The following is a 25223-nucleotide window of genomic DNA, read 5'->3' as shown; positions in this document are numbered from 1 at the left end:
GCGTCCCGCCCGCCGCTCGGAGAAGTTGCCGACGGCCGCTCGGAGGTGTCGGAGCGTCTGCTGAAACGGCACGGACCGGACCTCGGACGGGCAGGCCGGTTCCCCGGTTCTCTCCCACGCCGTCAGCATCGCCGAGGTGGGGCTGTCATCGGCGGCGCTGTCATCGGTAGCGCCGCCCTTGACCGCTCGCCGAACTGCCGGCCCTCCCCGCGGCGTCAGGACACCCCACCCCCCGCCGGAGTCGGGGGCATTCATGAAGGAGTCATCATGACCGACACCACGGACCGCACCGACACCTCCGCCAGAGCCGCCGAACTCGCCGTCCTCTTCCCGGCCTTGCACGCGCCGCAGTACTGGGCCTGGGGCCGCTACGACGCCCAGTTCTCCACCGAGCTGCCGCCGGACGAGCTGGTCACCAACATCCACCTGGTCGGATTCGCGGACGGCGACGTGGTGCTGTGCCGCGACGACCGGGACCACTGGTTCCTGCCCGGCGGCACCCGGGAGCAGGACGAGTCCGTCACGGACTGTCTGGAGCGCGAGCTGCGCGAGGAGGCCGGCGCCCGGCTGCTCGGCGAGCCCGGCTGGCTGGGCGCGCACCGCTGCCACACCGAGGACGCGGTGCCGTACCGGCCGTGGCAGCCGCACCCGGACAAGGCCTGGCTGTGGGGCTGGGGCGAGGTCGTGCTCGACTCGACGCCCACCAACCCGGCGGACGGCGAGCAGGTGGTCGAGGTCCGGGCCGTCCCGGTGGACGAGGCGCAGCGGCTGCTGCTCACCGGGCACGACGCCTGGTGGGGCGAGCTGATCGGGCTCGCGGCGGAGCTGCGGCGGCGGGCGGGGCTGGGCTGAGGTCGCCCTGGGCCCGGGATATTCCCGCCGAGCCGCAAAGCCACTGGAACGGCGTAGCACCGGACGGCGATGTCCGTTTTGCGGTGATATGACTCGGCCATGGACACCTACGCGTTGGCCACTTCGCTGGCCGTGGACTACCCGGTGCTCAACATCTTTTGGACGATGTTGGAGCTGTTCCTGTGGATCCTGTGGTTCTTCCTGCTGTTCAAGATCATCACGGACATCTTCCGCAGCCACGACATCGGCGGCTGGGGCAAGGCCGGCTGGCTGGTCCTGGTGATCTTCCTGCCGCTGATCGGCATCCTCGTGTACCTCATCGCCCGTGGCCAGGGCATGGGGAAGCGGGACCTCGAACAGGCCCAGCAGGCCGACGCGGCGCTCCGGGCCTACATCCGGGAGGCGGCCGCGACGCCGACCGCGACGCCGGCCGCGACGCCGGCCAGGACGCCAGCCGCGACGCCGGCCGCAGGCGCTGCCGGCGGTGGCGGCGGCCGCGGCCACGTCGAGGACCTGGCGAGACTGGCGGACCTGCGGGACCGGGGCGCCATCTCCGACGAGGAGTACCAGAGGGCCAAGGAGAAGCTGCTGATGTGAGCGCAGAAGGCGGCCGGGGCCGGTGGGCATCGCGCCCACCGGCCCCGGCCGTGACCTGCACGGGTCAGCGCCGCCCGGAACGCCGGTCCTTCGAGCCGCCGGAGTCGCCGCCACCTGCCAGGCCGGCCCGGCGCAGCGCGTCCGCCATGGCGCTGTTCGCCAAGGCGCCGCCGCCGAAGCCGCCCCGGTCGCCCCGGTCGCCCCGGTCGCCCCGGTCCCCGCCGCGGTCACCGCGACCGCCCTGGCCGCCACCCCTCCGCTCCTGGCGCGGCGGGCGGGCCTGCCGCTCCCCGCCCCGGTCGCCCCGGTCCCCGCCGCGGTCGCCGCGCTCGCGGCCGACCTCGTCGTCCAGCCGCAGGGTGAGCCCGATCCGCTTGCGCGGCACGTCCACCGAGACCACCCGGACCTTCACGATGTCGCCGGGCTTGACCACCTCGCGCGGGTCCTTGACGAAGTTCCGCGACAGCGCCGAGACGTGCACCAGCCCGTCCTGGTGGACGCCCACGTCGACGAAGGCACCGAAAGCGGCGACGTTGGTGACCACACCCTCCAGCACCATGCCGACCTCCAGGTCACCGATCTTCTCGACGCCCTCCTTGAAGACCGCGGTGCGGAAGGCCGGACGCGGGTCCCGGCCCGGCTTGTCGAGCTCGCCGAGGATGTCGGTGACGGTTGGGATGCCGAAGGTGTCGTCGGCGAAGTCGGCCGGGCGCAGCGCCCGCAGCCGCTCGCCGTTGCCGATCAGCTCGCGCAGTTCCCCGCCGGTCGAGGCGAGGATGCGGCGCACCACCGGGTAGGCCTCGGGGTGCACGCTGGAGGCGTCCAGCGGGTCCTCGCCGCCGGGGATGCGCAGGAAGCCGGCGCACTGCTCGAAGGCCTTGGGGCCGAGCCGGGAGACGTCCTTGAGCTGCTTGCGGGTGCGGAACGGGCCGTTGGCGTCGCGGTGGGCCACGATGTTGTCCGCCAGCGTCGCGGTGATGCCCGAGACCCGGGTGAGCAGCGGCGCCGAGGCGGTGTTGACGTCCACGCCGACGGCGTTGACGCAGTCCTCGACCACGGCGTCCAGCGAGCGGGAGAGCTTCACCTCGCTCAGGTCGTGCTGGTACTGGCCGACGCCGATCGACTTGGGGTCGATCTTGACCAGCTCGGCCAGCGGGTCCTGGAGGCGGCGGGCGATCGAGACCGCGCCGCGGATCGACACGTCCAGGTCCGGCAGCTCCTGCGAGGCGAAGGCGGAGGCGGAGTAGACCGAGGCGCCGGCCTCGCTGACCATCGCCTTGGTGAGCTTCAGCTCGGGGTGGCGCTTGAGCAGGTCCTCGGCGAGCTTGTCGGTCTCCCGGGAGGCGGTGCCGTTGCCGATCGCCACCAGGTCGACGTCGTGCTTCTTCGCCAGCGCGGCCAGCGTGGCCAGGGCCGCGTCCCACTTGTTGGCGGGCTGGTGCGGGTAGATGGTCTCGTACGCGACGACCTTGCCGGTGGCGTCCACCACGGCGACCTTCACCCCGGTGCGGAAGCCCGGGTCCAGGCCCATGGTGGCGCGGGTGCCGGCCGGGGCGGCGAGCAGCAGGTCGCGCAGGTTGGCGGCGAAGACGCGCACCGCCTCGTCCTCGGCCTCGGCGCGCAGCCGGGCGCGCAGGTCGATGCCGAGGCGCACCAGGATGCGGGTGCGCCAGGCCCAGCGGACGGTGTCGCCGAGCCACTTGTCGGCCGGGCGGCCGCGGTCGGCGATGCCGAAGCGGGCGGCGATGCGCTGCTCGTAGTCGTTCCCGCCGGGCAGGTCGCCCTCGGACTCGCCGTCGTAGGGCGACAGTTCGAGGTCGAGCACCTCCTCCTTCTCGCCGCGCAGCATCGCCAGGATGCGGTGCGAGGGGAGCTTGGTGTACGGCTCGGCGAAGTCGAAGTAGTCGGCGAACTTGGCGCCGTCGCCCTCCTTGCCGTCCCGGACCTTCGCGACCAGGCGGCCGCGGGTCCACATCCGCTCGCGCAGCGAGCCGACCAGGTCGGCGTCCTCGCCGAAGCGCTCGACCAGGATCGCCCGGGCGCCCTCCAGGGCCGCCGCGCCGTCCGCCACCGACTCGTTCAGGTACTGGGCGGCGAGCGCGGCCGGGTCCTGGGTCGGGTCGGCGAGCAGGGTGTCGGCCAGCGGCTCCAGCCCGGCCTCGCGGGCGATCTGCGCCTTGGTGCGCCGCTTGGGCTTGAACGGGAGGTAGATGTCCTCCAGCCGGGCCTTGGAGTCGGCCGCCAGCACCTGGGCGCGCAGCGCGTCGTCCAGCTTGCCCTGGGACTCGATCGACTCCAGGACGGCTGCCCGCCGCTCCTCCAGCTCGCGCAGGTAGCGCAGACGCTCCTCCAGGGTGCGCAGCTGGGCGTCGTCCAGCGAGCCGGTGACCTCCTTGCGGTAGCGGGCCACGAACGGCACGGTCGAGCCGCCGTCGAGCAGTTCGACCGCCGCCTTCACCTGCCCCTCGCGGACGCCCAGTTCCTCGGCGATCTTGCGCTCGATCACCTGCTGGGCCTGCCGGGCCACCTGTTCGACTGGCGTGGTCACGAAGCCGGTCACCTTCTCCTTCAGTGCTTTCGCCGTACGCCCTGCATTCTGGCAGGTACCGGTGACGGCCACCGGCCGCGCCCGGGGCGGCGGGCGTGGCGCGGTCTCCCCCGCCGGCGACCGGCGGGTGACGGGCGGGTGGCGCCGTGGTGGCCGGCGGCTGGAGCTCGGCCGGACCCCGTGCTGATCGAAGTCGTGTGCGCAGTTCGCGAATCCGGCTGATCCCCGGCGATCTGCGCTGTACGCTGCCGGGCATGTGCGCTGCCGCCCGGATGCACCCCGATGAACCGGTCGTCGACGCGGCCCTGGTACGGCGGTTGATCTCCGCCCAGTTCCCGCAGTGGGTGGGCCTTCCGGTCACGCCCGTAGGGTCCGCCGGGACGGACAACGCGATGTTCCGGCTCGGGCCCGAACTCGCCGTCCGGCTGCCCCGGGTGGAGTGGGCCGCCGGTGACGTCCGCCGCGAACACCAGTGGCTGCCCCGGCTGGCACCGCAGCTGCCGCTGCCCGTCCCCGCCCCGCTGGCCGTCGGCCGCCCGGCCGCGAACTACCCGTGGGAGTGGTCGGTGGTGCGCTGGCTCGACGGCGTCAATCCGGCGGTCGGCGTGCTCGCCGCACCCGAGGCGCTGGCCCGCGACCTGGCGGGCTTCGTCAACGCCCTGCGCTCCGTCAACCCCGCCGGCGCCCCGGCCGGCCACCGCAGCGTGCCGCTCGCCTCCCGGGACGGCTCCACCCGCGCGGCGATCGCCCAGCTCGCCGGCACGATCGACACCGCGGCCGCAACCGCCCTGTGGGACAAGGCGCTCCGCCTCCCCGAGTACGCCGGCCCGCCGGTCTGGATGCACGGCGACCTCACCCCCGGCAACCTGCTGCTCAACAGATCCGGCCGGCTCGCCGCCGTCATCGACTTCGCCCTGATGGGCGTCGGCGACCCCACCGCCGACCTGATCGCCGCCTGGAACCTGCTCCCCGCCTCCGCCCGCCCCGCCTTCCGCGCCGCCCTGCGCGCCGACGACGCCATGTGGGCCCGCGGCCGGGCCTGGGCCTTCTCCATCGCCCTGGTGACGATCCCGTACTACCGCCACACCGACCCGGCGCTGACTGCCAACGCCCGCCACGTCGTCCGCGAGGTGCTCGCCGACCGCAGCGTCTAGGACTCCACCGCCAGCGCCAGCAGGTGGCTCAGCAGCGGACTCCGGTCGTCGGCGCGCCAGGCGAGGGCGGAGTGGGTGCGGGCGGTGCCGGGGTCGATCGGGCGAAAGGCGACGCCCCGCAGCCGGATCCGGCGGATGCTCGCCGGGGCCAGTGAGACGCCCAGGCCGGCCCCGACCAGGGCGCACACCGTCTGCCACTCCACCGCGTGCTGCCCGATCCGCGGGGTGAAGCCCGCCCCGGCGCACAGGCCGGTGATCCGGTCGTACAGCGGCGGCCCCTCCTCCCGGGGCAGCAGCACGAACGGCTCGTCCGCCAGCTGCCCGAGCCGGACGGTCCGTTGGGCGGCCAGCGGGTGGTGCGCCGGGAGCACGGCGACGAAGGGTTCGCTGAGCACCGTACGGAAGAACAACTCCGGCGCGTCGGCAGGTGGTTCGCGCAGCAGGCCGACGTCGATGCGGCGGTCGCGCAGTGCGGCGAGCTGCGGGGCGCCGGTCATCTCCCGTACGTCCAGCCGCACACCGGGGTGGCGCTCCCGGTAGCCGCGCAGCAGGCCGGGCAGGACGGTCAGGGCCAGTGAGGCGGAGAACCCGATCCGCAGCCGGCCCGCCTCGCCACTGCCGACGGCCCGGGCCGCGGCCAGCCCGTCCGCGAGCTCGCCCAGGGCCCGGCGAGCGGAGGGCAGCAGCTCGCGCCCGGCCGGGGTCAGGGCGACACCGCCGGGCGCGCGCAGGAACAGCGGGTGGCCGACCTTCTCCTCCAGCCGGCGGATCTGCTGGCTCAGCGGCGGCTGGGCGACGCCGAGGCGAGCGGCGGCCCGGCCGAAGTGCAGCTCCTCGGCGAGCACGACGAAGGCGTGCAGCTGCGGCAGGGGGAGTTCGGGGCGGCCCATACCGACAGGGATATCAGACGGGCGTCGAAGGAGTATTGGACGTATCCCCGCAGGCCACCTAGCGTTCGGCGCATGACAGAGCGACGCGCGGTACTCAGCGGTTCCACCTTCGAGGAGCAGATCGGCTACGCCCGTGCCGTGGTCGACGGCGACTGGGTGCACGTGTCCGGCACGACCGGCTTCGACTACACCACCATGACCATCTCCGAGGACGTGGTGGAGCAGGCCGAGCAGTGCCTGCGCAACATCGGGTCCGCACTCGCAGAGGCGGGCTGCGGCTTCGCCGACGTGGTGCGGGTACGCTACCTGCTGCCCGAGCGCGCCGACTTCGAACCCTGCTGGCCGGTCCTGCGCCGCTGCTTCGGCGACGTCCGGCCGGCCGCGACGATGCAGGTGTGCGGCCTCGCCGACCCCCGGATGCGGATCGAGATCGAGGTGACCGCCCGGCGCGCGGGCGGGTGACCCAGGCCGACCCGACATTTATCCTACCGGGTCAATAACCTTCCCGGGTCAAGCCTGGCTGCTAGCCTGGCCCGCATGAGTGGACTGCGAGAGCTCAAGAAGGAACGGACACGGCGGGCCATCTCCGAGGCCGCCATCGCGCTCTTCCTGGAGCACGGCTTCGACCAGGTCTCGGTGGCGGACGTCGCGGCGGCCGCCGAGGTCTCCAAGCCGACCCTGTTCAGCTACTTCGGCAGCAAGGAGGACCTGGTCGTCCACCGCTTCGCCGACCACCAGGAGCAGGCGGCGGACGTGGTCCGGGGCCGGGGCGAGGGTGAGACGGTGCTCGACGCCCTGCGCCGGGACTTCCTCGACGGCCTGGCCCGGCGGGATCCGGTCACCGGCCTCAACGACCACCCCCAGGTACTGGCCTTCACCTCCCTGGTCTACGGCACCCCCAGCCTGGCCGCCCGGGTCGGCGCGTACGTGGCCCGCGCCGAACGGTCCCTCGCCGACGCCCTGCGCGAGGCCCCCGACCTCGCCCCGCCCCGCGAGCTCACCGCCCAGCTGCTCGCCGCCCAGGTCACCGCCACCCAACGCGTCCTCGCCCTGCACAACTGGCGTCGCATCCACGAGGGCGGCCGCACCGCCGACGACCTCCACCCCGAGGCCGCCGCCGACGCCGACCGCGCCTTCGAACTCCTCGCCCGGGGGTACACCCCCTGACCGCGCTGGCTAGAGTGCGGCACATGTCAACGCGTCACATCGAGTTCGAGGCCCTGCACAACTTCCGCGACCTGGGCGGCTGTTCGGCCGCCGACGGACGGACCGTCCGCCGGGGCCTGCTCTACCGCTCCGACTCGCTCGGCAAGTCCTCCCCCGCCGACCTGGAAAAGCTCCGGGCCCTCGGCGTGCGGACCGTGATCGACCTGCGCTACGACTGGGAGATCGCCGCCAAGGGACGGGTCCCCGACTTCGACGGGCTGGACTTCCACAACCTCTCGATCGAGCACCGCCCGTACGACCAGGCCTCGATCGACCCGGAGCTCGACCCCTGGCGCTACCTCGCCGACCGCTTCGCCGAGGTCGCCGAGGACGGGGTCAAGGAGATCCGCCGGACCTTGGAGGTGATCAGCGCCGCCGAGGCCCCCGTGGTCTTCCACTGCATGTCCGGAAAGGACCGCACCGGGTTGATCGCCGCCCTCGTGCTCACCCTGCTCGGCGTCTCCGAGGACGACATCGCCGCCGACTTCGCCCTCACCGAGCACGCCACCGCACACCTCGTCGCCGACTGGCACGCCGCCCACCCCGGCGAGACCCTCCGCTGGCCCGGCTACGGCCGCGCCCCGGAAACCGTCATCCGCCTCGCCCTCGCCGACCTCGCCACCCGCTACGGCTCCGTCGAGGCGTACGTCACCGGCACTGTCGGCCTCGACCGCGACCGCATCGACGCCCTGCGGTCACGGATGCTCACGTCCTGACCACGCGGATCCTGCCGGACCGGCCCTAGCGGCGGCGCGGGCGGCCTGAGCGGCCGCTGCCCTGCGGGCGGGGGCCGCTGCGGGGCTTGCGGTCGGTCGTGGCCGCCGGGGCGGTCTCGGGCCAGTGGGTGGGGCGGGTGAGGGCGGCCGGGAGACGGGTGGTGGCGTCGCCGCGGGCGGCGTTGAGCTGGATTTGGGTGAGGAAGAGGGCCGTGCTGAGGTCGGCCCCGGCGAGGTTGGCGTCGCGCAGGTCGGCGCCGATGAGGTCGGCGAGTCGGAGGTCGGCTCCGGAGAGGTCGGCGGCGACGAGGAGCGCGCCGCGCAGGTTGGCGCCCTGGAGGTCGGCGCCGCGCAGGCGGGCGCCGAAGAGGTCGGCGCCGCGGTGTTCGCGGCGGCGGGGGACGGCGGCGCGGACGAGTTCGCCGGCGCGCAGCAGGAGGTCGCTGATCCGCCCGCGGTGGGCCGGGACGTCGACGGCGAGGATCTCCTCGGGGGTGCCGGCGGCGAGGCGGTCGGTCTCTTCGAGGGCCTGCCGCAGTTCGGCGTGGAGGGGGCGGGCGGGCGCGAAGGTGAGCGCCTCGGTGAGGTACGAGAGCAGTTCGTGGAGCTGCCGCACGATCGGGAACACGTCGGACATCGGCTTGGCGTTGTCGGGCTCCTCGCGCCAGCTGACGCCGCCGAAGGTGATCTGGGAGACCCGCTGTCCGGCGCCGAAGCAGTCGTAGACGGTGCAGCCCTGGAATCCGCTGTCGCGCAGCCGGGCGTGGATGCCGCAGCTGAAGTCCGTCTGCAGGTTGCGGCAGGCGCTGCCGGCGGCCTTGTTGACGGCGAAGTCGGTGCCGGCGGCGAAGGGCAGGGCGACGCAGCAGAGTCCGAAGCAGTTGCCGCAGTCGGACTGGAGCGGAGTCGGCGCGGCCGCCGTGGGGTCCTGCGGCGACTCGGTCTCGCTCACGGTCCGGGTCCTCTCAACTGCTGGTTGCCTTGAAGCGGGAATCCTACTGGGCGGAGCCGCCCTCGGGCCGGTAAGGTGCCAGATAGAGATAAGACTATTACTCACGCACTCGCGTACTCACGGGGGTGGGCGCCATGCCGCAGCCGAACGTCACCGAGCTGGTCCGGATGTGGATCAGCGGCTGGGTCGCCTCCCGGGGCGCGGCCGATCCGGTGGGGCAGCCCTGGGGCTGGACCATCGACGTCGGCGCGCCGACCGGGGAGGTGGCGCGGCACGTGCTGCCCGAACCGACCGAGGCCGAGGTCCGCAAGCTCGCCGAGACGACCACCGCGCCGACCACCTGGCTCAAGCTGTTCGCCGAGGACGACACCGTACGGCCGTGGCTGGGCCCGCAGTGGCGGCTGGACCAGCCCGGCTTCCTGATGACCACCCCGCTCACCGTCGAAGAGCCCGCCCCGCCGGCCGGCTACACCCTGACCACCTGGGCCCGCGGCGGCGTCCTGCGCGCCCTGGTGCGCAGCGAGGAGGGGCACCTCGCCGCCCGCGGCCAGGCGGGCCTGGCGGGTGCGGTGGCCGTGCCGGACCAGATCGTCACCGCCCCCGACCACCGCCGCCGGGGCCTGGGCTCGGTGGTGATGCGGGCCCTGCAGTCCGGCGCGTACGAGGCGGGCGCCCGGACCGGGGTACTGGTCGGCACGGCGGCCGGCCAGGGGCTGTACACGGCGCTCGGCTGGACCACCCGCGCCCCGATGGCGAGCCTGGTCCTGGAGGCGGAGACCCCGGAGGGGACCTACCGGTAGGGCAGCAGCTCCGGCCGCTTCGGCGGGCGGCCGTCGCCGGAGGAGCGGCCGGTGAGGCGGCGGCCGATCCACGGGCCGAGGTGGGCGCCCAGCCATCGGGCGTCCGAGCGCAGCTTCTCGGCACGGCCGGGCGGGGCGGCGGCGGGCAGCGGGGCGCGCCAGTCGGAGGCGGTGGGGCGGCCGAGCGCCTCCAGTACGCCCTCGGCGACCCGGCGGTGGCCCTCGGGCGACAGGTGCAGCCGGTCCTCGGCCCAGAGCCGGCGGTCGTCGAAGCAGGGCGCGGAGAACAGGTCGACGACGGCGAAGCCGTCCTGCTGCCCGAGTTCCTGCACGAAGGCCTTCATCCGCAGGATGGCGGGCAGCAGCCGGGCGCTGCCGGCCAGTCGGCGGGTGGGGTCGGTGCTGGTGAACAGCACCACGGTGGCGCCGGTGGCGCGCAGTTCGGCGGCGCAGCGGCCGAGTAGCCGCTCGACCCGGGCGATGTCGCAGCCGGGGCGCAGCACGTCGTTGAGGCCGCCAGCCAGGGTGACGAGTTCGGCGCCCATCCCGACTGCGGTGGCGAGCTGTTCGTCGTGGATCTGGCCGATGAGCTTGCCGCGGACGGCGAGGTTGGCGTAGCGGAAGTCCCCGCCGGCCCCGGCCTCGGCGGCCAGCGCGGAGGCGACCCGGTCGGCCCAGCCGCGGTAGTGGCCGTCGGGATGGAGGTCGTCGCACATGCCTTCGGTGAAGGAGTCGCCGACGGCGACGTAGCTGGCGTAGCTGCGGCTGGTGGTGGGCACGGACTGCCTCCGCTCTCCTGAGATGGCTCCGCGACCCGACGATCGTACGTGTGCACTTACCAACCAGTTCCGCCGGGGTCGGGCCGCTCATTCGGCGTCCACCGGGCGTTTATCGGTCCGCGCCATCCTGGGACCACGGGGCGGCGGCCGGCGACGGGGGCCTTGTCGCCGCCCCGCCACCGCCTTCCGGCGGCTCCCGAGGACTCAGCCCGGGACCGCCGCCTTCGGCGCCGTGAACCAGTGCTCGCGCACCGCGTCGGTGGGCCGCTGTTCGCCCAGGGCACTCAGCCCCCACGCTCCCAGCGCCTCGATCACCGGCCGCAGTTCGCGTCCGCGCTCGGTCAGCTCGTACACCGTCGCGTTGGCCGGCCGTTCCAGCCGCCGCCGTTCCACGAGCCCTTCGCCCTCCAGCTGCTTGAGCCGGGCGGCGAGGATGTCGGTGGAGACGCCGGGCAGGTCGGCGTGCAGGTCGGTGTAGCGGCGCGGGCCGCCCAGGAGTTCACGGACGATCAGGAGGCTCCAGCGCTCCCCCACCGCGTCCAGGGCGCGGGCGACGGCGCAGTACTGGTCGTAGCTTCGGCGTGACATGTGGATCAGCATAGCCAAGAGGTTGGACTTTCCAAGTGCCAGCTTGGTAGAACAAAGCAGAAGCAACGGAGCGGTGGTGACGGTCGGGAGGCCGCAGATGGAGTTTCGGCAGTCCAGCAAGCTGAATGACGTGTGCTACGAGATCCGGGGGCCGGTGGTCGACCAGGCCAACGCCCTGGAGGAGGCCGGGCACAGCGTGCTGCGCCTGAACACCGGCAACCCGGCACCGTTCGGCTTCGAGGCGCCCGAGGAGATCATCCAGGACATCATCCGCAACCTGCCCTCGGCGCACGGCTACAGCGACTCCCGCGGCATCCTGCCGGCCCGGCGCGCGGTCGTGCAGTACTACCAGCAGCGCGGGGTCGAGGGCGTCGGCGTCAACGACGTCTACCTCGGCAACGGCGTCTCCGAGCTGATCCAGATGGCGGTCACCGCGCTGGTCGACGACGGCGACGAGGTGCTCGTCCCGATGCCGGACTACCCGCTGTGGACGGCGTCCGTCCGGCTGGCCGGCGGCAAGGCCGTGCACTACCTGTGCGACGAAGAGGCCGAGTGGTACCCGGACCTGGACGACATCGCCGCCAAGATCACCGCCCGCACCAAGGCGATCGTCGTCATCAACCCCAACAACCCCACCGGCGCGGTCTACCCGAAGGAACTCCTGGAGGGGATCCTCGACCTGGCCCGCCGCCACCAGCTGATGGTGCTGGCCGACGAGATCTACGACAAGATCCTCTACGACGGCACCGAGCACCACTGTCTGGCCGCCCTCGCCGACGACGTGCTCACCCTCACCTTCAACGGCCTCTCCAAGGCCTACCGGGTGGCCGGCTTCCGCAGCGGCTGGCTGGTCGTCTCCGGCCCCAAGCAGCACGCCACCGACTACCTGGAGGGCCTGACCATGCTCTCCGGCATGCGGCTGTGCCCCAACGTACCCGCGCAGTACGCCGTCCAGGCCGCGCTCGGCGGCCACCAGTCGATCAACGACCTGGTCCTGCCCGGCGGCCGGCTCACCGAGCAGCGCGACATCGCGGTCAAGGCGCTCAACGAGATCCCCGGCGTCAGCTGCGTCAGGCCCAAGGGCGCCCTGTACGCCTTCGCCCGGCTCGACCCCGCCGTGCACCGGATCGTCGACGACGAGCGCTTCGTCCTGGACCTGCTGCTGCGCGAGAAGATCCACGTCGTCCAGGGCACCGGCTTCAACTGGCCCCGCCCGGACCACTTCCGCTTCGTCACCCTGCCGCGCGCCGACGACCTGGAGACGGCGATCAACCGGATCGGGCGCTTCCTGGCGACGTACCGGCAGAGCTGAGCGCCTACGATCGGCCCCATGGCCGTCCTCCGCTCCGTCGCCCTGTTCGCGCTCGCCGCGCTCGCCGAGATCGGCGGCTGCTGGCTGGTCTGGCAGAGCGTGAGGGAGCAACGGCCGTGGTGGCTGGCCGGGTTGGGCGTGCTGGTGCTCGGCGCGTACGGCTTCGTCGCGGCGCTGCAGCCGGACGCGGACTTCGGCCGGGTGCTGGCCGCCTACGGCGGGGTGTTCGTGGCCGGGTCGCTGCTGTGGGGCGTGGTCGTGGACGGCTTCCGGCCGACCCGCTACGACGTGCTGGGCGCGCTGGTCTGCCTGGCCGGGGTCGGCGTGATCATGTACGGGCCCCGGCGCTGAACCTCCAGCGCCGGGGCCGCACCGGACCGCTCGGGAACGAGCCGATCGGGGACGAGCCGATCGGGGACTACCAGCCCCAGCCGCCGCCCTGCCCGTCGTCGTCGCCGCTGGAGTCCCAGCCCTCGCCGACCTTGCGCAGGATCGTGTAGTTGTCGATCTGCGTGCCGTTCTCGGCCAGCGCGGTGACCTTCATGACCGACTTCTGCCCCAGGTGGGCCGGGGTGACGTCGACCTTGATGAAGGAGTAGCCGGTGTAGCGCACCCGCGACCACTGGATGGTCTCCGGGACCTTCACCCTGCCCTTGCCCCAGTAGTAGGTCTTCACCTCGTCCTGGTGGTTCTCGTGCCCCTCGTAGGTGTCCGGCACGTCGAACTTGTACAGGCTGCGGCCGGCCGCGCCCGCGGTCACGTAGACCACGCCGTCCTTGGCGGGCTCGATGGTGGCGCCGCTCGGCACCTGCTTGGAGACCTTGTTGCCGAGGATGGCGTCGGTGCGCTCGTAGATGTGGTTGTGGCCGTTGATGACCAGGTCCACCCGGTACTTCTCGAACAGCGGCACCCAGGCCTCGCGGACGCCGCCCTCGGAGGCGTGGGCGACGGTGGTGGAGAAGGCGCAGTGGTGGAAGAAGACCACGACGAAGTCGACGGTCTCGTCGCTCCGCAGGTCCTTGAGGGTGCGCTCCAGCCACTTGGTCTGCTGGTTCGCCGAGATGCCCAGGTTGGCCGGGATCTCGTAGGAGACGTCGTTGGCGTCCAGCGAGATGACGCCGACGTTCTTGTAGCGGAAGGTGTAGACGCCGGGGACCTTGCGCGGGTCCGGGCCGTTGTCCGGCAGGAAGAAGCGGCTGTTCTCGCCGCCGTAGCCGTTGGGCGAGTACCAGGCCTCGATGTCGTGGTTGCCGTACGCGACCATCCACGGGATGTCGGCGGCGACCGTCTCGGTCTGGACCAGGAAGTCGTCCCAGGTCCTCGCGTTGAAGACGGACTTGTCCGGGTCGGTGCCGGAACCGGCCGGGTCGGCGTAGCAGATGTCGCCGGCGTGCAGGTGGAACGCCGGCTTCTGGGCCCTGATGATGTTGTCGTTGCCGGCCGCGTGGGCGCTGACGCCCTGGTCGCCGAAGGCGGTGAAGGTGAACGGCTCGTACACCTTGCCCCAGCGGTGGTCGCGGGAGGGCGCGGTGCGGAAGGTGTGCAGGGTGGAGATCTGCTGCTGCGAGGCCGGGTCGAAGCCCTCGTGGCCGACGCCGTAGTAGTAGGTGGTGTCGGGGTGGAGGTCCTCCAGCGCCACGTGCAGGTAGTACTGGTCCACCGGCTGGCTGTTCGGGGTCAGCGCCGGGGTGTGCAGGGCGCGGACCTCGGCCTGGACCTTGTGACTGAGCTCCCACGGGTGCTTGCCGAAGCGCAGGAACGGCTTCTTGACCGGCGCCGGCACCTGCCAGGAGATGCGGAACTGGGTGTCCGGCTCGGCGCCGAACTGGAGGTGGCGGCCGATCGGCGCGACCAGCGCGCCGTCGATCCCGGCCGTCGTGGCGCCGGTCAGCAGCTGGGGACCGGCCGGGGCGGCGAAGGCCGGCGCACTGCCGAGTGCACCGCCGACGGCGACGGCGCCCACGGTCACCGCGCCGGCGCGCAGCATCCGACGGCGGGAGAAGCGGGCCCGCAGGTACTCGTGCTGCTCGGCCATGCTCATGCGGTCGGCAAGCTTGGCCGGCACGCCCATGTTGGGGATATCCATGCGCGGGACTCTGTCAGCGGTGCGTTGACCGCACACGGACTCCCGGTGAACGGGCGTCAGCGCCTCCGCCACTCGAACACCAACGCTGGGTCACGAATCGGTAAAGAACATGTCCGTATCAGAAAGATGACGGATCATCTCCCCGGCTCACCCCTCGATCCGGCGGGTGCCGGAGGGGGGGTCAGGTGGAGGGTTCGTCCCAGAGGTTCGCGGACCGGTTGCCGGTGCCGTCGCAGGTGCGGCAGATCTCGTCCCGGTAGGCCTGCTTGGCCCCGGTCGCGTCCACCCGGTAGCGGACGTACACCCCGGTGCCGTCACAGAGGAAGCAGTTGCCGCCCCCGCCGCCCACCTCGGTGGTGCCGGTGCCCTGGCAGGTGCGGCAGTTGAGGCCGGCGGTGCGGCCGGTGCCCGCGCAGATGCGGCAGACCGTCGTCATCGTCTTCCTCCTTCGCGCGGAACCGCTGGATGCCACCGGTCATGGTAGTGGGCCGACCTCGAAGCCGTCCCGGGTCGCGCAACTGACGAAAAGTCAGTGGCGGCCGGCCGGTGGCGGCGGCTCAGTGGCGGTCGGTCACTCCGCGAGGCCCTCGCGGACCCGGCGGGAGACCGAGATCAGCTGGAGGTCGAGCAGCCCGGGCGGGTCGGCGAGGCCGGGCCCGCCCGCGTGCACCCAGGCCGCTATGTCGTCGATCATCTCGTCCATCAGCACGAAGCCGAGCCAGACCGGACGGCCACCCGCCGCCCGCCCCTCGCTGGACGGGCCGACCACCACCACGTTGGACTGGGTGCACACGTCCAGGCACGTGACGGCCCGGACCCGGCCGGCCGAGCCGACAGCCGCCCGCAGCCGCTCGTACTGCCCCGCGTGGTCCACCCCCGGGTGCTTCGCCTCGGTGCCGCAGCAGCAGCCCCGGCAGACGGTGACGGTCACCGGGGAACCGGTGCCCCGCTTGCCGTCCCGGCCACGGCCGCCCTTGCCGTCACGGTCACGGCCACCCTCGCGGTCACGGTCTCGGCGGCTCATCCGCTCTGGTCCCCCTCCTGGTCGGCGGCCCCGGTCGACGGCACGCTCTGCACCGGAACTGTACCTGTCAGGCCGCAGGCCTCCGAGGGCCACCCGATCGGCCTGGAATAGGATCCGACCGACGAACGGCCGAGGAAAGAGGAACGGGCGGATGCCGAAACGGAGGGCCCGGGGCCTGTGGTTCGCGGTGGCCGTGGCGGTGGCCGGCATCCTGTGCGGGGCGCTCGGGCTCTCGGTGGTCCTCACCGGCGGCTACTCCGTCCACCGCATGGACGGCACGGCGATGGAACCGGTGCTCCGCCCGGGCGACCGGATGCTGGCCGACAAGGTCGCGGCGGCGGACGTCCGGCGCGGCGAGATCTACATCGCCGACTCCCCCTGGGGCCTCCAGGGCTCCCCCGTGTTCCGGGTGACGGCCCTCGGCGGCCAGCGCATCACGTGCGCCGGCGGGCGGCTCAGCCTCGACGGGCAGCCGCTGGACGACCCGGCCGACCGGCAGTCCGACACCTGCCGACGCGACTTCGACGTCACCGTCCCGCCCGGGCGGGCCTTCCTGATGGGGGACCGGCGGGCCACCGCGACCGACTCCCGGCTCCACCTGGACGACGGCCACCAGGGCACCGTCGACCTCGCCGCACTCACCGGCAACCGCGTGGTCTGGCACTCCGGCAACGACTCCCCCGCCCTGCCCGGCAAGCTGATCGGCGCGGCGCTGCTGATGGTGCTCGGCGCCCTGCTCACCGTCTTCGGGGTGCTCGGCTCGGTGGTCATCGCCTCCTTCGCCGCCGCCCGGCGCCGCGCTCCGGCCGTCCCCCTCGACTGACGTCCCTCTCGACTCGCGTCGACCGACTCGACCGGCCTCGACCGGCGCTCGAATTCCGCTCCACCGCGTATCGGAGTTGTTTTCGAAACACGGTGGAGCGGAATTCGAAATGTCACCCGGTGCCATCTGACGGGTTTTCCGGAATTTCCGTCGAAAGCATGGACGCCGCCGAAACCTGGCAGTAACTTACCTGCGAGTAGCTGTGGCCCGGCTCGGCACAACCCCCCACCCTTCGTTTCTCTCCCCCAGGAGGAACCGTGCTCCGCCCTGCCCGGAATTCCCGGCGACTCCGCAATTCGAGCGTGCTCGCCGCCGTCGCCGTCGGTGCAGCCCTCGCGCTCACCTCCACCACCGCCCAGGCCGCCATCCCCGCCCCGAAGCACTACGTGGCCCTCGGCGACTCCTACGCCGCCGGCGCCGGCGTGCCCGGCCAGTCGGCCGGCCTGTGCCTGCGCTCCGACCACAACTACGGCCACCTGGTCGCCGCCTCGCTCGAGGCCGGCGCCTACACCGACGTCACCTGCGCGGCCGCCAAGGTCAAGGCCATGACCCAGCCGCAGTACGACGCCTTCATCCGGGTCAACGACCCGCAGCTGGACTCGGTGACCGCCGACACCGACCTGGTCACCCTCGGGATCGGCGGCAACGACCTCGCCGCCAGCGACCTCGGCCTCGGCGAGCTGGTCGCCACCTGCATCGCCGGCGCGACCGTCAACCCGCTCGGCACGCCCTGCAAGGACGTCTACCACCACGGCTACTGGGACTGGAACACCTGGTCCTGGCAGTACGGCAACGACGACCTGGCCGAGCGGGTCACCACCACCATCGCCCCGCAGATCGCCACCACCCTCCAGCAGATCCACGCCAAGGCGCCCAGGGCCCGGGTGCTGCTGGTCGGTTACCCGTCCGTGCTGCCCGCCGACGGCTCCGCGTGCATCCTGCGCCAGCCGGTGACGCCGGGCGACGTCGAGTACATGTACGGGGTGCTCAACAAGCTGAACGCCGCCCTGAAGTCCACCGCGGCCGCCAACGGCGCGACGTACGTGGACACCGCGACGCCGACCCGCGGACACGACGTCTGCTCCGACGACCGCTGGATCGAGGGCGCGCTGCCCGGCTCGCCCGCCGTGCCGTTCCACCCGAACGCGACCGGCGAGCAGGTGATGGCGAACGCGGTCCTCGCCGCGCTGAGGTAACCACGGCGGCAACGGGCTCCGGAAGGTCCCGAACGACGGCACGGGGCTCCGGAAAGACCCCGAGGGGCCGATGACCAGACCCCGGTCACCGGCCCCTCGGTTGCGTTCGGCGCTTTTCCGCGGCTATTCCGCCTCTGCGGCGGAGGCGGCCGCCAGCCCGGCCGACCACTTCTCCTCGACCTTGCCGAACTTCCAGAACGCGATCGCCCCGATCCAGGTCAGCACGAACAGGCCGACGATCGCGTAGCCGACGAAGTTCAGGTCCAGGTCGCCGATCCAGGCGATCGGCCCGCTGGTGATGTCCAGCTTCTCGCCGAGCAGGCCGATCAGCTCGACCAGGCCGATGACCAGCGCGACCAGCACCGACAGCCCGGTGACGGTCAGGTTGTAGTAGATCTTGCGGACCGGCTTGGAGAACGCCCACTCGTAGGCGAAGTTCATGAACGAGCCGTCGATGGTGTCCAGCAGGCTCATCCCCGCCGCGAACAGGATCGGCAGCGTCAGCAGCGCGTACCAGGGCAGCGAGAAGGCCGCCGCGCCGCCCGCCAGCACCAGCAGGGACACCTCGGTGGCGGTGTCGAAGCCCAGGCCGAACAGCAGGCCCACCGGGTACATGTGCCAGGACTTGCTCACCGCCCGGGTGACCTTGCCGAGGATCCGGTTCATCAGCCCGCGCCGCTCCAACTGGCGCTCCAGCTCGGCCTCGTCGTACTCGCCCAGGCGCATCCGGCGGAACACCCGCAGGATCCCGTTGAAGGCGCCCAGGTTGATCAGACCGAGCAGCAGCAGGAACGAGCCGGAGACGGTGGTGCCGATCAGGCCGGTCATCCGGTGCAGGGTCGAGTCGTCCGCCTCCACCTGGTCGGCGAGCGTGCGGATGCCGAAGGCCAGCAGCGCGCACAGGCCGAAGACGATCGAGGAGTGCCCGAGCGAGAACCAGAAGCCGACCGACAGCGGCCGCTTCCCCTGGCCCATCAGCTTGCGGGTGGTGTTGTCGATCGCCGCGATGTGGTCCGCGTCGAAGGCGTGCCGCATCCCGAGGGTGTAGGCGGTCAGGCCCATGCCCGCGCCGAACACCTGGCCACCGACGTCGTAGTGCTCGGGCGCGACCAGGGCGAGCAGGGTGAACCAGCCGATGACGTGCAGCGCGAGGATGAAGCCGCCCATCCCGGCCAGCCGGATCCACTCCTCACGGGTGAGCCGGTCGCGCCATCTGACGGGTGCGGCGCCTGCCGGGGCACCCGGGGCGGTGCTGGGCATCCTGTGGTCCTTTCGGGTGATCCGGGCGGAGCTGGGCCATCTTTCCCCGCTCGGGCGAGCAGTTGCAAGTCATGCGCAAATGCCGGACGGCGGCGAACCGATCCACGACGGCGCAGGCCGGGGGCGCGCGACCCACCGCCGCGCGCTTCCGGGGCATCACCGCCGCGGGGCCTTCGTCAGGAAATCGGGCGCTTCCTCCCCTAGGGTCGGAATGCCGACCTCCTCACCCAGGGTCGGAATGCCGACGCCCACGGCGCGATCCCCTCCGCGCCCCCGGCCGCTCGGCGCTCACCGGCCCGGGATTCGATGGGAGCGGCCATGCCGTCGTACCCCTTCCACACCACCCGCGAGGACGTCCGCATCCCGCTGCCCGACGGCACGGAGCTCGCCGCCCGTGTGTGGCGCCCGGTCGGCGGCGAGCCCGTCCCCGCCCTGCTGGAGTACTCGGCCGACCGCCTCGGCGACCGCACCGCCGCCGAGGACGCCCGCCGCCACCCCTGGTACGCCGGCCACGGGTACGCCGCCGTCCGGGTCGACACCCGCGGCCACGGCAACTCCGGCGGCCTGCCCGGCGAACCCGGCGACGAACAGGAACTCGCCGACGGCACCGCCGTCATCGACTGGATCGCCCGCCGCCCCTGGTGCAGCGGCCGGGTCGGCCTGCTCGGCGTCGGCGCCGCCGGGACCACCGCGCTGCGGCTCGCCGCCCGGGTGCCGGACACCGTCGGCGCGGCGGTCACCGCCTGCCCCCAGGGCGGCCACCGCCTCGGCGGCGCCCTCCTCGCCGCCGACCTGCACACCCGGCTCACCGCGCTGGTCGCCGACGCCGCCCTGCCCCCGGACCCGCTCCGGCTCGGCGACGCCTGGCGGCCCGGCTGGCTGGCCCGGCTCGAATCGCTGGAACCCCCGGTCGACGCCTGGCTCGCCGCCGGGGACACCACCGTGCCGGTGTCCGTCCCGGTCCTCGCAGTGGCCGGCTGGGGCGACCCGTCCTGCTCCTTCGTGCTGCGCCTGCTCTCCGAGTCCCCCACCGCCCGCGCCCTGATCGGCCCCTGGCCGCACGGCCTGCCCGAGGCCGCCCTGCCCGAGACCCTGCGCTGGTGGGACCACTGGCTGCGGGGCGTCGACACCGGCGTCGCCAAGGAACCGGCCCTGCGCAGCTGGATCAGCACCCGCTGGACCGGCGACGAGGCCTGGCCCTCGCCCGACGTCCGGGAGATCCACTGGAACCTCGACGGGCAGCTGCGCACCGCCGGCACCGCCTCCGACGACCGCTACGTCCACGTCCGCTCCCCCCAGCACACCGGCCTCAACGCCGGCGCGTACGTCTCGCACGGTCGCGCCGCCGAACAGCCGCCGGACCAGCGCGAGGAGGACGGGCGCTCGGTCTGCTTCGACTCCCAGCCGCTGCCCGAGCCCGTCGAACTGCTGGGCATCCCCGTCGCGCGACTGCGGCTGCGCTCCGACAGCAGGCCCGTCCAGGTGGTGGCGCGACTGTGCGCGGTCGGCCCCGACGGCGATTCCACCCTGCTCACCCGCGGCGTGCTGACCGCCGCCGGCCCGGACGCCGAGGTCGAGCTCGCCGCCTGCGCCGCGACCGTCCCGGCCGGACACCGGCTCCGGCTCGCGTTCTCCTCCGTCTACTGGCCCTGGGTGTGGCCGCCCGCCGACGACACCGGGTACGCCCTCGACCCGTCCCGCTCCACCCTCAGCCTGCCGGTCCGCCACCTGGCGGCCGACGTCGGCGCCCCGCCCGTCACCTTCGAGACCCCCTCGCTGCCCGACCCACTGGCCGTCCACCTCACCGAACCGCTCACCGCCCGGCCCGAACACCTCACCGTGCACGACATCGGCCGCCACGAATGGCGCACCGAACTCTCCCCCGCCACCGACGGCACCCGCACCCACCCCGACGGCCTGGTCCGCGACGAGCACACCGTCACCGCCTACCGCATCCTCACCGGCGCCCCGCTCAGCGCCCAGGCCCGCACCGACCGCACCGTGCGGCTGGAGCGGCCGGACCTCGGCTGGGACGTGACCGTCCAGACCCGGACGCAACTGCGCTGCGACGCCGGGCACTTCATCAGCGTGGTGCAGCTGCGGGCGCTGGAGGCGGGGTCGGTGGTGTTCACCCGGGAATGGCAGCACCGGGTGGAACGAGAGAGTTGATCAAAGATATCCTTATGCACTTGCCTTGATTTTCCCGCTTGGCTTATAAATGGCCGCATGAAAACCCTCGGCCTGATCGGCGGAATGAGCTGGGAATCCACCGCCGAGTACTACCGCACCCTGAACGAACTCACCCGCGCCCGGCTCGGCGGCCTGCACTCCGCCCGACTCGTGCTCCACTCGGTCGACTTCGCCGACATCGAGCAGCTGCAGGCGGCGGGGCGGTGGGAGGAGGCCGGCGCCGTCCTCGCGGACGCGGCCCGCTCACTGGAGGCCGCGGGCGCGGAACTGCTGCTGATCTGCACCAACACCATGCACAAGGTCGCCGACCAGGTCGCGGCCGCGGTGACCGTCCCGCTGCTGCACCTGGCCGACGCCACGGCGGACGCGGTCCGGGCGGCGGGCTTGCGGCGGATCGGGCTGCTGGGGACGGCGTTCACCATGGAACAGGACTTCTACCGGGGCCGGTTGGCCTCCGGCGGCCTGGACGTCCTCGTCCCCGACGCCGAGTCCCGCGCCCTGGTGCACCGGGTGATCTACGAGGAACTGTGCGTCGGGGTGGTCCGCGAGGAGGCGCGGACGGCGTACCGGCAGGTCATCCAGGAACTGGTCGCGGCGGGCGCCGAAGGCATCGTCCTCGGCTGCACCGAGATCGAACTCCTCGTCGGGCCCGGGGACAGCCCCGTCCCGGTCTTCCCCACCGCCCGCCTGCACGCCGAGGCCGCCGTGTCGGCCGCCCTGGCGGAGGACTGACCTACCCTCCCGGGGTCGACACTTCCCTCGCCAACCAGTCCAGGTACCAGTCCCGGAACTGCGGCCCGGGATTCAGGCCCTTGTCGTACGCGAGGTCGTCCGACCACACCTGGCCACGGGCCTCGCCGGTCACCACCAGCCGCAGGAACCCACCGCAACCGAGCTCGGACAGCACCATCGATCCGGTGAACCAGCAGGGGTCGAAGGACTCGTCGTCCGGGGTGTGCCGGGCGCAGATCTCCAACTCGGGCCAGGGCTGGAACCGTTCGGTGTGCGGGAAGGGGACGGCGAAGTGATCGGCCCAGTCGGGGCCCAGGTCGGTCTGCAGGCGAGCCCAGGTGGTACTGCCCCAGCGGTACAACCCGTAGTTCGGACCGGCGCCGCCGCCTCCGACGGTGGTGATGAACGCCCGGTACGAAGACGGAAGTTCGAAACCGTGCGCCGCCTCGAAGCGGGCGATCTCCGGCTCCGGCACCGGCGGATCCAACCGGTACCGGTGCCGGTTCGCGCCGAAACGCCGGTACCGCGGATCCGCCTCTGCCAGCTCCCGCAGTCGTGCGCGTACGCCCTCGACGTCCCACATGTCGCCCATGCTCGCACGGCGGGGCCTGCCGACCCCTACCGTGGGGGGATGCGCGAGGAACAGCCGTACTGGAACACCAATGTGGCGCGGCACGCCGGGATCCTGCGGGCGGTGCCGCCGGAGTGCGGGGCGGCGCTGGACGTGGGGTGCGGGGACGGGCTGCTGGCGGCGAAGCTGGCGCGGCGGTGCGGCCGGGTGGTCGGGGTGGACAGCTCGGCCGGGATGGTCGCCCGGGCCCGGGCGCTGCACGCCGAACCCACCTTCCTGGAGGGGGACTTCCTGACGGTCGACCTGCCCGCCGAGGGCTTCGACTTCGTCTGCTCGGTGACGGCCGTCCACCACATGGACTTCACGGCCGCGCTGACCCGGATGAGAGAACTGCTCTGCCCCGGTGGGGTGTTGGTGGTGGTCGGCCTGGCGCGGGAGGAGACGGCGGCGGACTGGGCCCGGCGGGTGGCGGCCGCGCCGCTGGTGCGGACGGTGAAGGTGCTCCGGCGGGCCGGGGGCCCGACGGGCATGCCGGAGGCCGCGCCGGGGATGGGCTACCGGCAGGTGCGGGAGGCGGCCGAGCAGGTGCTGCCCGGCGTGCGCTACCGGTGGCACCTGCTACGGCGATACTCGCTGACCTGGCGGAAGCCCTGAACACCCCGGGCGCTGCCCGTGCTCGGCCTGTGCGGCTGCCCCCGAACCACGCCGACCCGCTGGTCTCCGCGTTCCCCGCATTGATTGGCGGCCGGTGCCGCGGCCGTACGGGCAGTCCTCCCGGCCGCCGGGCACGCGCCCGCCAACCCCTTCCTGGTCCTCGTCCTCGTCGAGGGCGACCAGATCCCGGGACGCCCCTGGCCGAGTCTCGCCCCCGCATCCCCCGCCGCGCTGCACGGTTACTGCTGAGGCCGGCCGCTCAGCGCTGGGCGACGGCCGCGGCGAGCAGCATTCCGGCCGGGAGCAGCGCGACGAACACGAAGAGGAGCCCGAGTACCCGACCGCCCGCGGCGTACCACCGGGTGGGCTCGAGGCCCAGCAGGCCCAGGGCCCACGGCGAGACGTAGCCCGCGCCGTGCCTGCGCACCGCGTCGGCGATCAGCTGCCGGCGCCCGCCGTCGGCGAGCAGGACCACCCAGCCGCCGGAGCGGTCCGCCAGCGAGACGAAGGTCCGCGCACCGTCCCTCGAAATAGCCTCCCAGGCGCGCACGATTGCGAGGTCCCGCAGGTCCACCTCCCGCTCGCCCGACCAGGTGCGCGCCCGCACCACCCCGCCGGCCACCCGCACGCTCCTGCGCCGCGCCGTCGCGGCCTCCAGCAGGACGGCGGGCCCGAGCGCCGCCACCAGCCCGGACGCGATCAACGCCCCCGAACGCGCGAACGCCGGCCCGACCACCAACGGCGGCACCACGACCGCCGCCAGGAGTACGGCCCAGCCGACGGAGAAGAACACGCGCCGTCTTCGTACGGCGCCAGTCGAAGCACTCACCGCGCCAACGTAGTCCCACCAACCAGCTGGGCACCATGGCTCGTTGCTCACCCGTCCGAGGCAGGGCCCAGCAGGAACAGGAAGTCGGACGGGCCGACTTCCTGCGAAATGCTGTTGAGTTCGTGACAGCTGGTCAGAAGACTGCCGTCATGGCGTGGGGCGCAGGCCGCCCCGGCCGCTGACGTGCGGGGGCGATCGAGGGAGGTGGGCCATGGTGCGGCCGGTGCTGCTGCTGGACGTGGACGGGCCGCTGAACCCCGATGCGGGGAAGCCCCACCGGCGGCCCGAGGGGTACGGCACCCACCGGCTGGTGACGCCGCGCTGGGCGGCCGCCGAGCGCCGCCGGCTCGCCTGGTGGGGCACGCCCCACAAGCGGCCGAAGCCGCTGCGGGTCTGGCTCAACCCGGAGCACGGGCCCGCGCTCACCGCGCTGCCCTACGACCTGGTGTGGGCGACGACCTGGGAGGAGGAGGCCAACGCCTTCATCGCGCCGGTCCTCGGGCTGCCCGAACTGCCGTTCATCACCTGGTCCGAGCCGCGGCCCGAACCGGAGGGCGGGGTGTTCTGGAAGACGCCGGAGATCGTCGCCTGGGCCCGGGGCCGCCCCTTCGCCTGGGTCGACGACCACATCACGGACGCGGACCGCTCCTGGGTCCGGGCCCGTCACGACGGCCCGGCGCTGCTCCACCGCGTCGACCCGAAGGTCGGGCTGACGGCGGGCGACTTCACACGACTTGCGGAGTGGGCCCGCTCGTTGGGCTGAAGCAGTCGGTCAGCCGGGCCGGTGTGCGACGGCTGCGAAGATCGTCACCGACAGGTGGAAAGTGCCCTGTTCGCCGGCGGCCGCCAGGTCTGTGTGGAGCCGGTCGCGCTGCTCCTCCGGGGTCAGCCCGCGTGCCTGCGCGGCCGAGGCGAGTCCGCAAACGCCGGCCCGGATCCGGACGGTGATCTCTCCTGGGCCCAGCCCAGGAGAGAGCCCGGACCCGGGAACGGCGGTCTACCGGGGTGCGTCGGGGTACGCGGCGGTCGCGCGGATCTCGACGAGGAGTCCCGGGCTGGCGAGGCCGCTGACCCCGATGATCGTCCAGGTCGGGTAGGGGGCTCGGACGAGGCGCTTCTTGGCCTCGATGAAGCCGGGCAGGTGCCGGCGGATGTCGACGTGGTAGCTGGTGACGTCGACGAGGGCGGACGTATCGAGGTTCTCCAGCCGAAGGATCTCCTCGATCTTCCGGAGGGCGATCTCGGTCTGCTCCTCGATGGCGTCCGGAATGGTTCCGTCGGCACGGCGGCCGATCGTTCCGGCGATGAACAGGAGGCCGTGCGCGCGGACCGCGGCGGAATAGCCGAAGCTCGCGAAGGCGCTGGTGGTTTGCCCGAAGACTGCGTTGTCCTCGGGAACCTCGACGGTGTGGGCGGTCATTGCGGTTCTCCTCTTTCCTTGTTGACGGGCCGTCGGCTCCGTGG

27 protein-coding genes and 1 pseudogene are annotated in these 25223 nt (G+C 72.9%); 16 read left to right on the top strand and 12 right to left on the bottom strand.

The window, feature by feature from the left end; all coding sequences use genetic code 11:
* Nucleotides 1-267: 267 nt before the first annotated feature.
* Together BOQ63_RS32765 and BOQ63_RS32760 are read left to right on the top strand one after the other, a co-directional pair.
* On the top strand, nt 268-852 hold the full coding sequence (locus tag BOQ63_RS32765; protein WP_051746728.1) for an NUDIX hydrolase: 585 nt from the start codon (nt 268-270) through the stop codon (nt 850-852).
* Nucleotides 853-951: 99 nt separating this feature from the next.
* Complete coding sequence (locus BOQ63_RS32760; RefSeq protein WP_046386000.1) at nt 952-1449, top strand: SHOCT domain-containing protein; 498 nt, start codon at nt 952-954, stop codon at nt 1447-1449.
* A gap of 64 nt (nt 1450-1513) precedes the next feature.
* Here the strand turns inward: BOQ63_RS32760 and BOQ63_RS32755 are convergent, their stop codons facing one another.
* The gene (locus tag BOQ63_RS32755) at nt 1514-3997 is read right to left on the bottom strand and encodes a Tex family protein (protein WP_223886102.1); all 2484 of its coding nucleotides are present in this window, start codon (nt 3995-3997) and stop codon (nt 1514-1516) included.
* A 254-nt stretch (nt 3998-4251) separates the two neighbouring features.
* On the opposite strand from BOQ63_RS32755, the gene BOQ63_RS32750 reads away from it, so the two are divergent.
* Entirely contained in the window at nt 4252-5151 is a 900-nt protein-coding gene (locus BOQ63_RS32750) for an aminoglycoside phosphotransferase family protein (RefSeq protein ID WP_033348658.1), read from the top strand.
* Here BOQ63_RS32750 and BOQ63_RS32745 read toward each other — a convergent pair.
* Nucleotides 5148-6041, bottom strand: a complete 894-nt coding sequence (locus BOQ63_RS32745; RefSeq protein WP_072655431.1) for a LysR family transcriptional regulator — start codon at nt 6039-6041, stop codon at nt 5148-5150. The genes BOQ63_RS32750 and BOQ63_RS32745 overlap by 4 nt on opposite strands.
* A gap of 72 nt (nt 6042-6113) precedes the next feature.
* Between BOQ63_RS32745 and BOQ63_RS32740 the strand changes: the two genes are divergently transcribed.
* The 3 genes from BOQ63_RS32740 to BOQ63_RS32730 all read left to right on the top strand — a co-directional run bounded on the left by BOQ63_RS32740 (nt 6114) and on the right by BOQ63_RS32730 (nt 7963).
* On the top strand, nt 6114-6503 hold the full coding sequence (locus BOQ63_RS32740; RefSeq protein WP_030281562.1) for a RidA family protein: 390 nt from the start codon (nt 6114-6116) through the stop codon (nt 6501-6503).
* A 75-nt stretch (nt 6504-6578) separates the two neighbouring features.
* Nucleotides 6579-7208 carry a TetR/AcrR family transcriptional regulator gene (locus BOQ63_RS32735; protein WP_191093607.1) on the top strand — a complete coding sequence of 210 codons (630 nt, stop codon included), beginning with the start codon at nt 6579-6581 and terminating at the stop codon, nt 7206-7208.
* Nucleotides 7209-7231: 23 nt separating this feature from the next.
* Nucleotides 7232-7963, top strand: a complete 732-nt coding sequence (locus BOQ63_RS32730) for a tyrosine-protein phosphatase (protein WP_030281564.1) — start codon at nt 7232-7234, stop codon at nt 7961-7963.
* Between the two features lie 25 nt (nt 7964-7988).
* On the opposite strand, the gene BOQ63_RS32725 is transcribed toward BOQ63_RS32730, so the two are convergent.
* Entirely contained in the window at nt 7989-8915 is a 927-nt protein-coding gene (locus BOQ63_RS32725) for a pentapeptide repeat-containing protein (protein WP_150476202.1), read from the bottom strand.
* A gap of 134 nt (nt 8916-9049) precedes the next feature.
* On the opposite strand from BOQ63_RS32725, the gene BOQ63_RS32720 reads away from it, so the two are divergent.
* The gene (locus BOQ63_RS32720; protein WP_030281566.1) at nt 9050-9715 is read left to right on the top strand and encodes a GNAT family N-acetyltransferase; all 666 of its coding nucleotides are present in this window, start codon (nt 9050-9052) and stop codon (nt 9713-9715) included.
* Here BOQ63_RS32720 and BOQ63_RS32715 read toward each other — a convergent pair.
* Both BOQ63_RS32715 and BOQ63_RS32710 read right to left on the bottom strand, forming a co-directional pair.
* The gene (locus BOQ63_RS32715; RefSeq protein WP_030281567.1) at nt 9706-10494 is read right to left on the bottom strand and encodes an SGNH/GDSL hydrolase family protein; all 789 of its coding nucleotides are present in this window, start codon (nt 10492-10494) and stop codon (nt 9706-9708) included. The genes BOQ63_RS32720 and BOQ63_RS32715 overlap by 10 nt on opposite strands.
* 225 nt (nt 10495-10719) lie before the next feature.
* Nucleotides 10720-11082, bottom strand: a pseudogene (locus tag BOQ63_RS32710) (winged helix-turn-helix transcriptional regulator); the annotation flags it as partial.
* Between the two features lie 97 nt (nt 11083-11179).
* On the opposite strand from BOQ63_RS32710, the gene BOQ63_RS32705 reads away from it, so the two are divergent.
* Complete coding sequence (locus tag BOQ63_RS32705; RefSeq protein ID WP_030551052.1) at nt 11180-12394, top strand: pyridoxal phosphate-dependent aminotransferase; 1215 nt, start codon at nt 11180-11182, stop codon at nt 12392-12394.
* Nucleotides 12395-12412: 18 nt separating this feature from the next.
* On the top strand, nt 12413-12745 hold the full coding sequence (locus tag BOQ63_RS32700; RefSeq protein ID WP_030281570.1) for a YnfA family protein: 333 nt from the start codon (nt 12413-12415) through the stop codon (nt 12743-12745).
* Nucleotides 12746-12812: 67 nt separating this feature from the next.
* Here the strand turns inward: BOQ63_RS32700 and BOQ63_RS32695 are convergent, their stop codons facing one another.
* The 3 genes from BOQ63_RS32695 to BOQ63_RS32685 form a co-directional block, all read right to left on the bottom strand.
* Nucleotides 12813-14480: a purple acid phosphatase family protein gene (locus tag BOQ63_RS32695; protein WP_046385999.1), complete on the bottom strand. Its 1668-nt coding sequence runs from the start codon at nt 14478-14480 to the stop codon at nt 12813-12815.
* Nucleotides 14481-14661: 181 nt separating this feature from the next.
* A complete protein-coding gene (locus tag BOQ63_RS32690; protein WP_030281572.1) occupies nt 14662-14916 on the bottom strand; it encodes a hypothetical protein in 255 nt (84 codons plus the stop codon).
* A gap of 135 nt (nt 14917-15051) precedes the next feature.
* Nucleotides 15052-15504 (bottom strand): (2Fe-2S) ferredoxin domain-containing protein, encoded by a 453-nt coding sequence (locus BOQ63_RS32685; RefSeq protein WP_223886101.1) that lies wholly within the window; start codon nt 15502-15504, stop codon nt 15052-15054.
* Nucleotides 15505-15655: 151 nt separating this feature from the next.
* Here BOQ63_RS32685 and lepB point away from each other — a divergent pair, with 151 nt between their 5' ends.
* Nucleotides 15656-16327, top strand: a complete 672-nt coding sequence (gene lepB, locus BOQ63_RS32680) for a signal peptidase I (protein WP_072655428.1) — start codon at nt 15656-15658, stop codon at nt 16325-16327.
* 302 nt (nt 16328-16629) lie between these two features.
* On the top strand, nt 16630-17523 hold the full coding sequence (locus BOQ63_RS32675) for an SGNH/GDSL hydrolase family protein (protein WP_037828805.1): 894 nt from the start codon (nt 16630-16632) through the stop codon (nt 17521-17523).
* 123 nt (nt 17524-17646) lie between these two features.
* Here BOQ63_RS32675 and nicT read toward each other — a convergent pair whose 3' ends face one another.
* Nucleotides 17647-18783 (bottom strand): Nickel transporter NicT, encoded by a 1137-nt coding sequence (gene nicT / locus BOQ63_RS32670; RefSeq protein WP_030281577.1) that lies wholly within the window; start codon nt 18781-18783, stop codon nt 17647-17649.
* 318 nt (nt 18784-19101) lie between these two features.
* Between nicT and BOQ63_RS32665 the strand changes: the two genes are divergently transcribed.
* Both BOQ63_RS32665 and BOQ63_RS32660 read left to right on the top strand, forming a co-directional pair.
* Complete coding sequence (locus BOQ63_RS32665; protein WP_043388313.1) at nt 19102-20952, top strand: CocE/NonD family hydrolase; 1851 nt, start codon at nt 19102-19104, stop codon at nt 20950-20952.
* 57 nt (nt 20953-21009) lie between these two features.
* Nucleotides 21010-21705 carry an aspartate/glutamate racemase family protein gene (locus BOQ63_RS32660; RefSeq protein WP_030281581.1) on the top strand — a complete coding sequence of 232 codons (696 nt, stop codon included), beginning with the start codon at nt 21010-21012 and terminating at the stop codon, nt 21703-21705.
* 1 nt (nt 21706) lies between these two features.
* Here the strand turns inward: BOQ63_RS32660 and BOQ63_RS32655 are convergent, their stop codons facing one another.
* A complete protein-coding gene (locus BOQ63_RS32655) occupies nt 21707-22297 on the bottom strand; it encodes an SMI1/KNR4 family protein (RefSeq protein WP_050366862.1) in 591 nt (196 codons plus the stop codon).
* Nucleotides 22298-22336: 39 nt separating this feature from the next.
* Here BOQ63_RS32655 and BOQ63_RS32650 point away from each other — a divergent pair, with 39 nt between their 5' ends.
* Complete coding sequence (locus BOQ63_RS32650) at nt 22337-22930, top strand: class I SAM-dependent methyltransferase (protein ID WP_030281585.1); 594 nt, start codon at nt 22337-22339, stop codon at nt 22928-22930.
* An 84-nt stretch (nt 22931-23014) separates the two neighbouring features.
* Nucleotides 23015-23179 carry a hypothetical protein gene (locus BOQ63_RS32645; RefSeq protein ID WP_167395805.1) on the top strand — a complete coding sequence of 55 codons (165 nt, stop codon included), beginning with the start codon at nt 23015-23017 and terminating at the stop codon, nt 23177-23179.
* A 10-nt stretch (nt 23180-23189) separates the two neighbouring features.
* On the opposite strand, the gene BOQ63_RS32640 is transcribed toward BOQ63_RS32645, so the two are convergent.
* On the bottom strand, nt 23190-23759 hold the full coding sequence (locus BOQ63_RS32640; protein ID WP_141763783.1) for a hypothetical protein: 570 nt from the start codon (nt 23757-23759) through the stop codon (nt 23190-23192).
* Between the two features lie 211 nt (nt 23760-23970).
* Here BOQ63_RS32640 and BOQ63_RS32635 point away from each other — a divergent pair, with 211 nt between their 5' ends.
* A complete protein-coding gene (locus BOQ63_RS32635; protein WP_030551066.1) occupies nt 23971-24522 on the top strand; it encodes an HAD domain-containing protein in 552 nt (183 codons plus the stop codon).
* Between the two features lie 234 nt (nt 24523-24756).
* Here BOQ63_RS32635 and BOQ63_RS32630 read toward each other — a convergent pair whose 3' ends face one another.
* Entirely contained in the window at nt 24757-25179 is a 423-nt protein-coding gene (locus tag BOQ63_RS32630) for a Rid family hydrolase (protein ID WP_072655426.1), read from the bottom strand.
* Between the last annotated feature and the right edge of the window lie 44 nt (nt 25180-25223).

This window comes from Streptomyces viridifaciens (assembly GCF_001888885.2).
Classification (GTDB): domain Bacteria; phylum Actinomycetota; class Actinomycetes; order Streptomycetales; family Streptomycetaceae; genus Kitasatospora; species Kitasatospora aureofaciens.
Note: the sequence above shows the minus strand (reverse complement) of the source record. Positions and strands in the feature narration are given on the sequence as shown.

Coding starts and splice junctions, on each gene's coding strand:
- BOQ63_RS32655 (WP_050366862.1), bottom strand. CDS start 22,297: ATGGGCGACATGTGGGACGTCGAGGGCGTACGCGCACGACTGCGGGAG.
- BOQ63_RS32660 (WP_030281581.1), top strand. CDS start 21,010: ATGAAAACCCTCGGCCTGATCGGCGGAATGAGCTGGGAATCCACCGCC.
- BOQ63_RS32700 (WP_030281570.1), top strand. CDS start 12,413: ATGGCCGTCCTCCGCTCCGTCGCCCTGTTCGCGCTCGCCGCGCTCGCC.
- BOQ63_RS32750 (WP_033348658.1), top strand. CDS start 4,252: ATGTGCGCTGCCGCCCGGATGCACCCCGATGAACCGGTCGTCGACGCG.
- BOQ63_RS32745 (WP_072655431.1), bottom strand. CDS start 6,041: ATGGGCCGCCCCGAACTCCCCCTGCCGCAGCTGCACGCCTTCGTCGTG.
- BOQ63_RS32760 (WP_046386000.1), top strand. CDS start 952: ATGGACACCTACGCGTTGGCCACTTCGCTGGCCGTGGACTACCCGGTG.
- BOQ63_RS32705 (WP_030551052.1), top strand. CDS start 11,180: ATGGAGTTTCGGCAGTCCAGCAAGCTGAATGACGTGTGCTACGAGATC.
- BOQ63_RS32730 (WP_030281564.1), top strand. CDS start 7,232: ATGTCAACGCGTCACATCGAGTTCGAGGCCCTGCACAACTTCCGCGAC.
- BOQ63_RS32635 (WP_030551066.1), top strand. CDS start 23,971: ATGGTGCGGCCGGTGCTGCTGCTGGACGTGGACGGGCCGCTGAACCCC.
- BOQ63_RS32735 (WP_191093607.1), top strand. CDS start 6,579: ATGAGTGGACTGCGAGAGCTCAAGAAGGAACGGACACGGCGGGCCATC.
- BOQ63_RS32630 (WP_072655426.1), bottom strand. CDS start 25,179: ATGACCGCCCACACCGTCGAGGTTCCCGAGGACAACGCAGTCTTCGGG.
- BOQ63_RS32665 (WP_043388313.1), top strand. CDS start 19,102: ATGCCGTCGTACCCCTTCCACACCACCCGCGAGGACGTCCGCATCCCG.
- lepB (WP_072655428.1), top strand. CDS start 15,656: ATGCCGAAACGGAGGGCCCGGGGCCTGTGGTTCGCGGTGGCCGTGGCG.
- BOQ63_RS32685 (WP_223886101.1), bottom strand. CDS start 15,504: ATGAGCCGCCGAGACCGTGACCGCGAGGGTGGCCGTGACCGTGACGGC.
- BOQ63_RS32740 (WP_030281562.1), top strand. CDS start 6,114: ATGACAGAGCGACGCGCGGTACTCAGCGGTTCCACCTTCGAGGAGCAG.
- nicT (WP_030281577.1), bottom strand. CDS start 18,783: ATGCCCAGCACCGCCCCGGGTGCCCCGGCAGGCGCCGCACCCGTCAGA.
- BOQ63_RS32720 (WP_030281566.1), top strand. CDS start 9,050: ATGCCGCAGCCGAACGTCACCGAGCTGGTCCGGATGTGGATCAGCGGC.
- BOQ63_RS32695 (WP_046385999.1), bottom strand. CDS start 14,480: ATGGATATCCCCAACATGGGCGTGCCGGCCAAGCTTGCCGACCGCATG.
- BOQ63_RS32690 (WP_030281572.1), bottom strand. CDS start 14,916: ATGACGACGGTCTGCCGCATCTGCGCGGGCACCGGCCGCACCGCCGGC.
- BOQ63_RS32765 (WP_051746728.1), top strand. CDS start 268: ATGACCGACACCACGGACCGCACCGACACCTCCGCCAGAGCCGCCGAA.
- BOQ63_RS32650 (WP_030281585.1), top strand. CDS start 22,337: ATGCGCGAGGAACAGCCGTACTGGAACACCAATGTGGCGCGGCACGCC.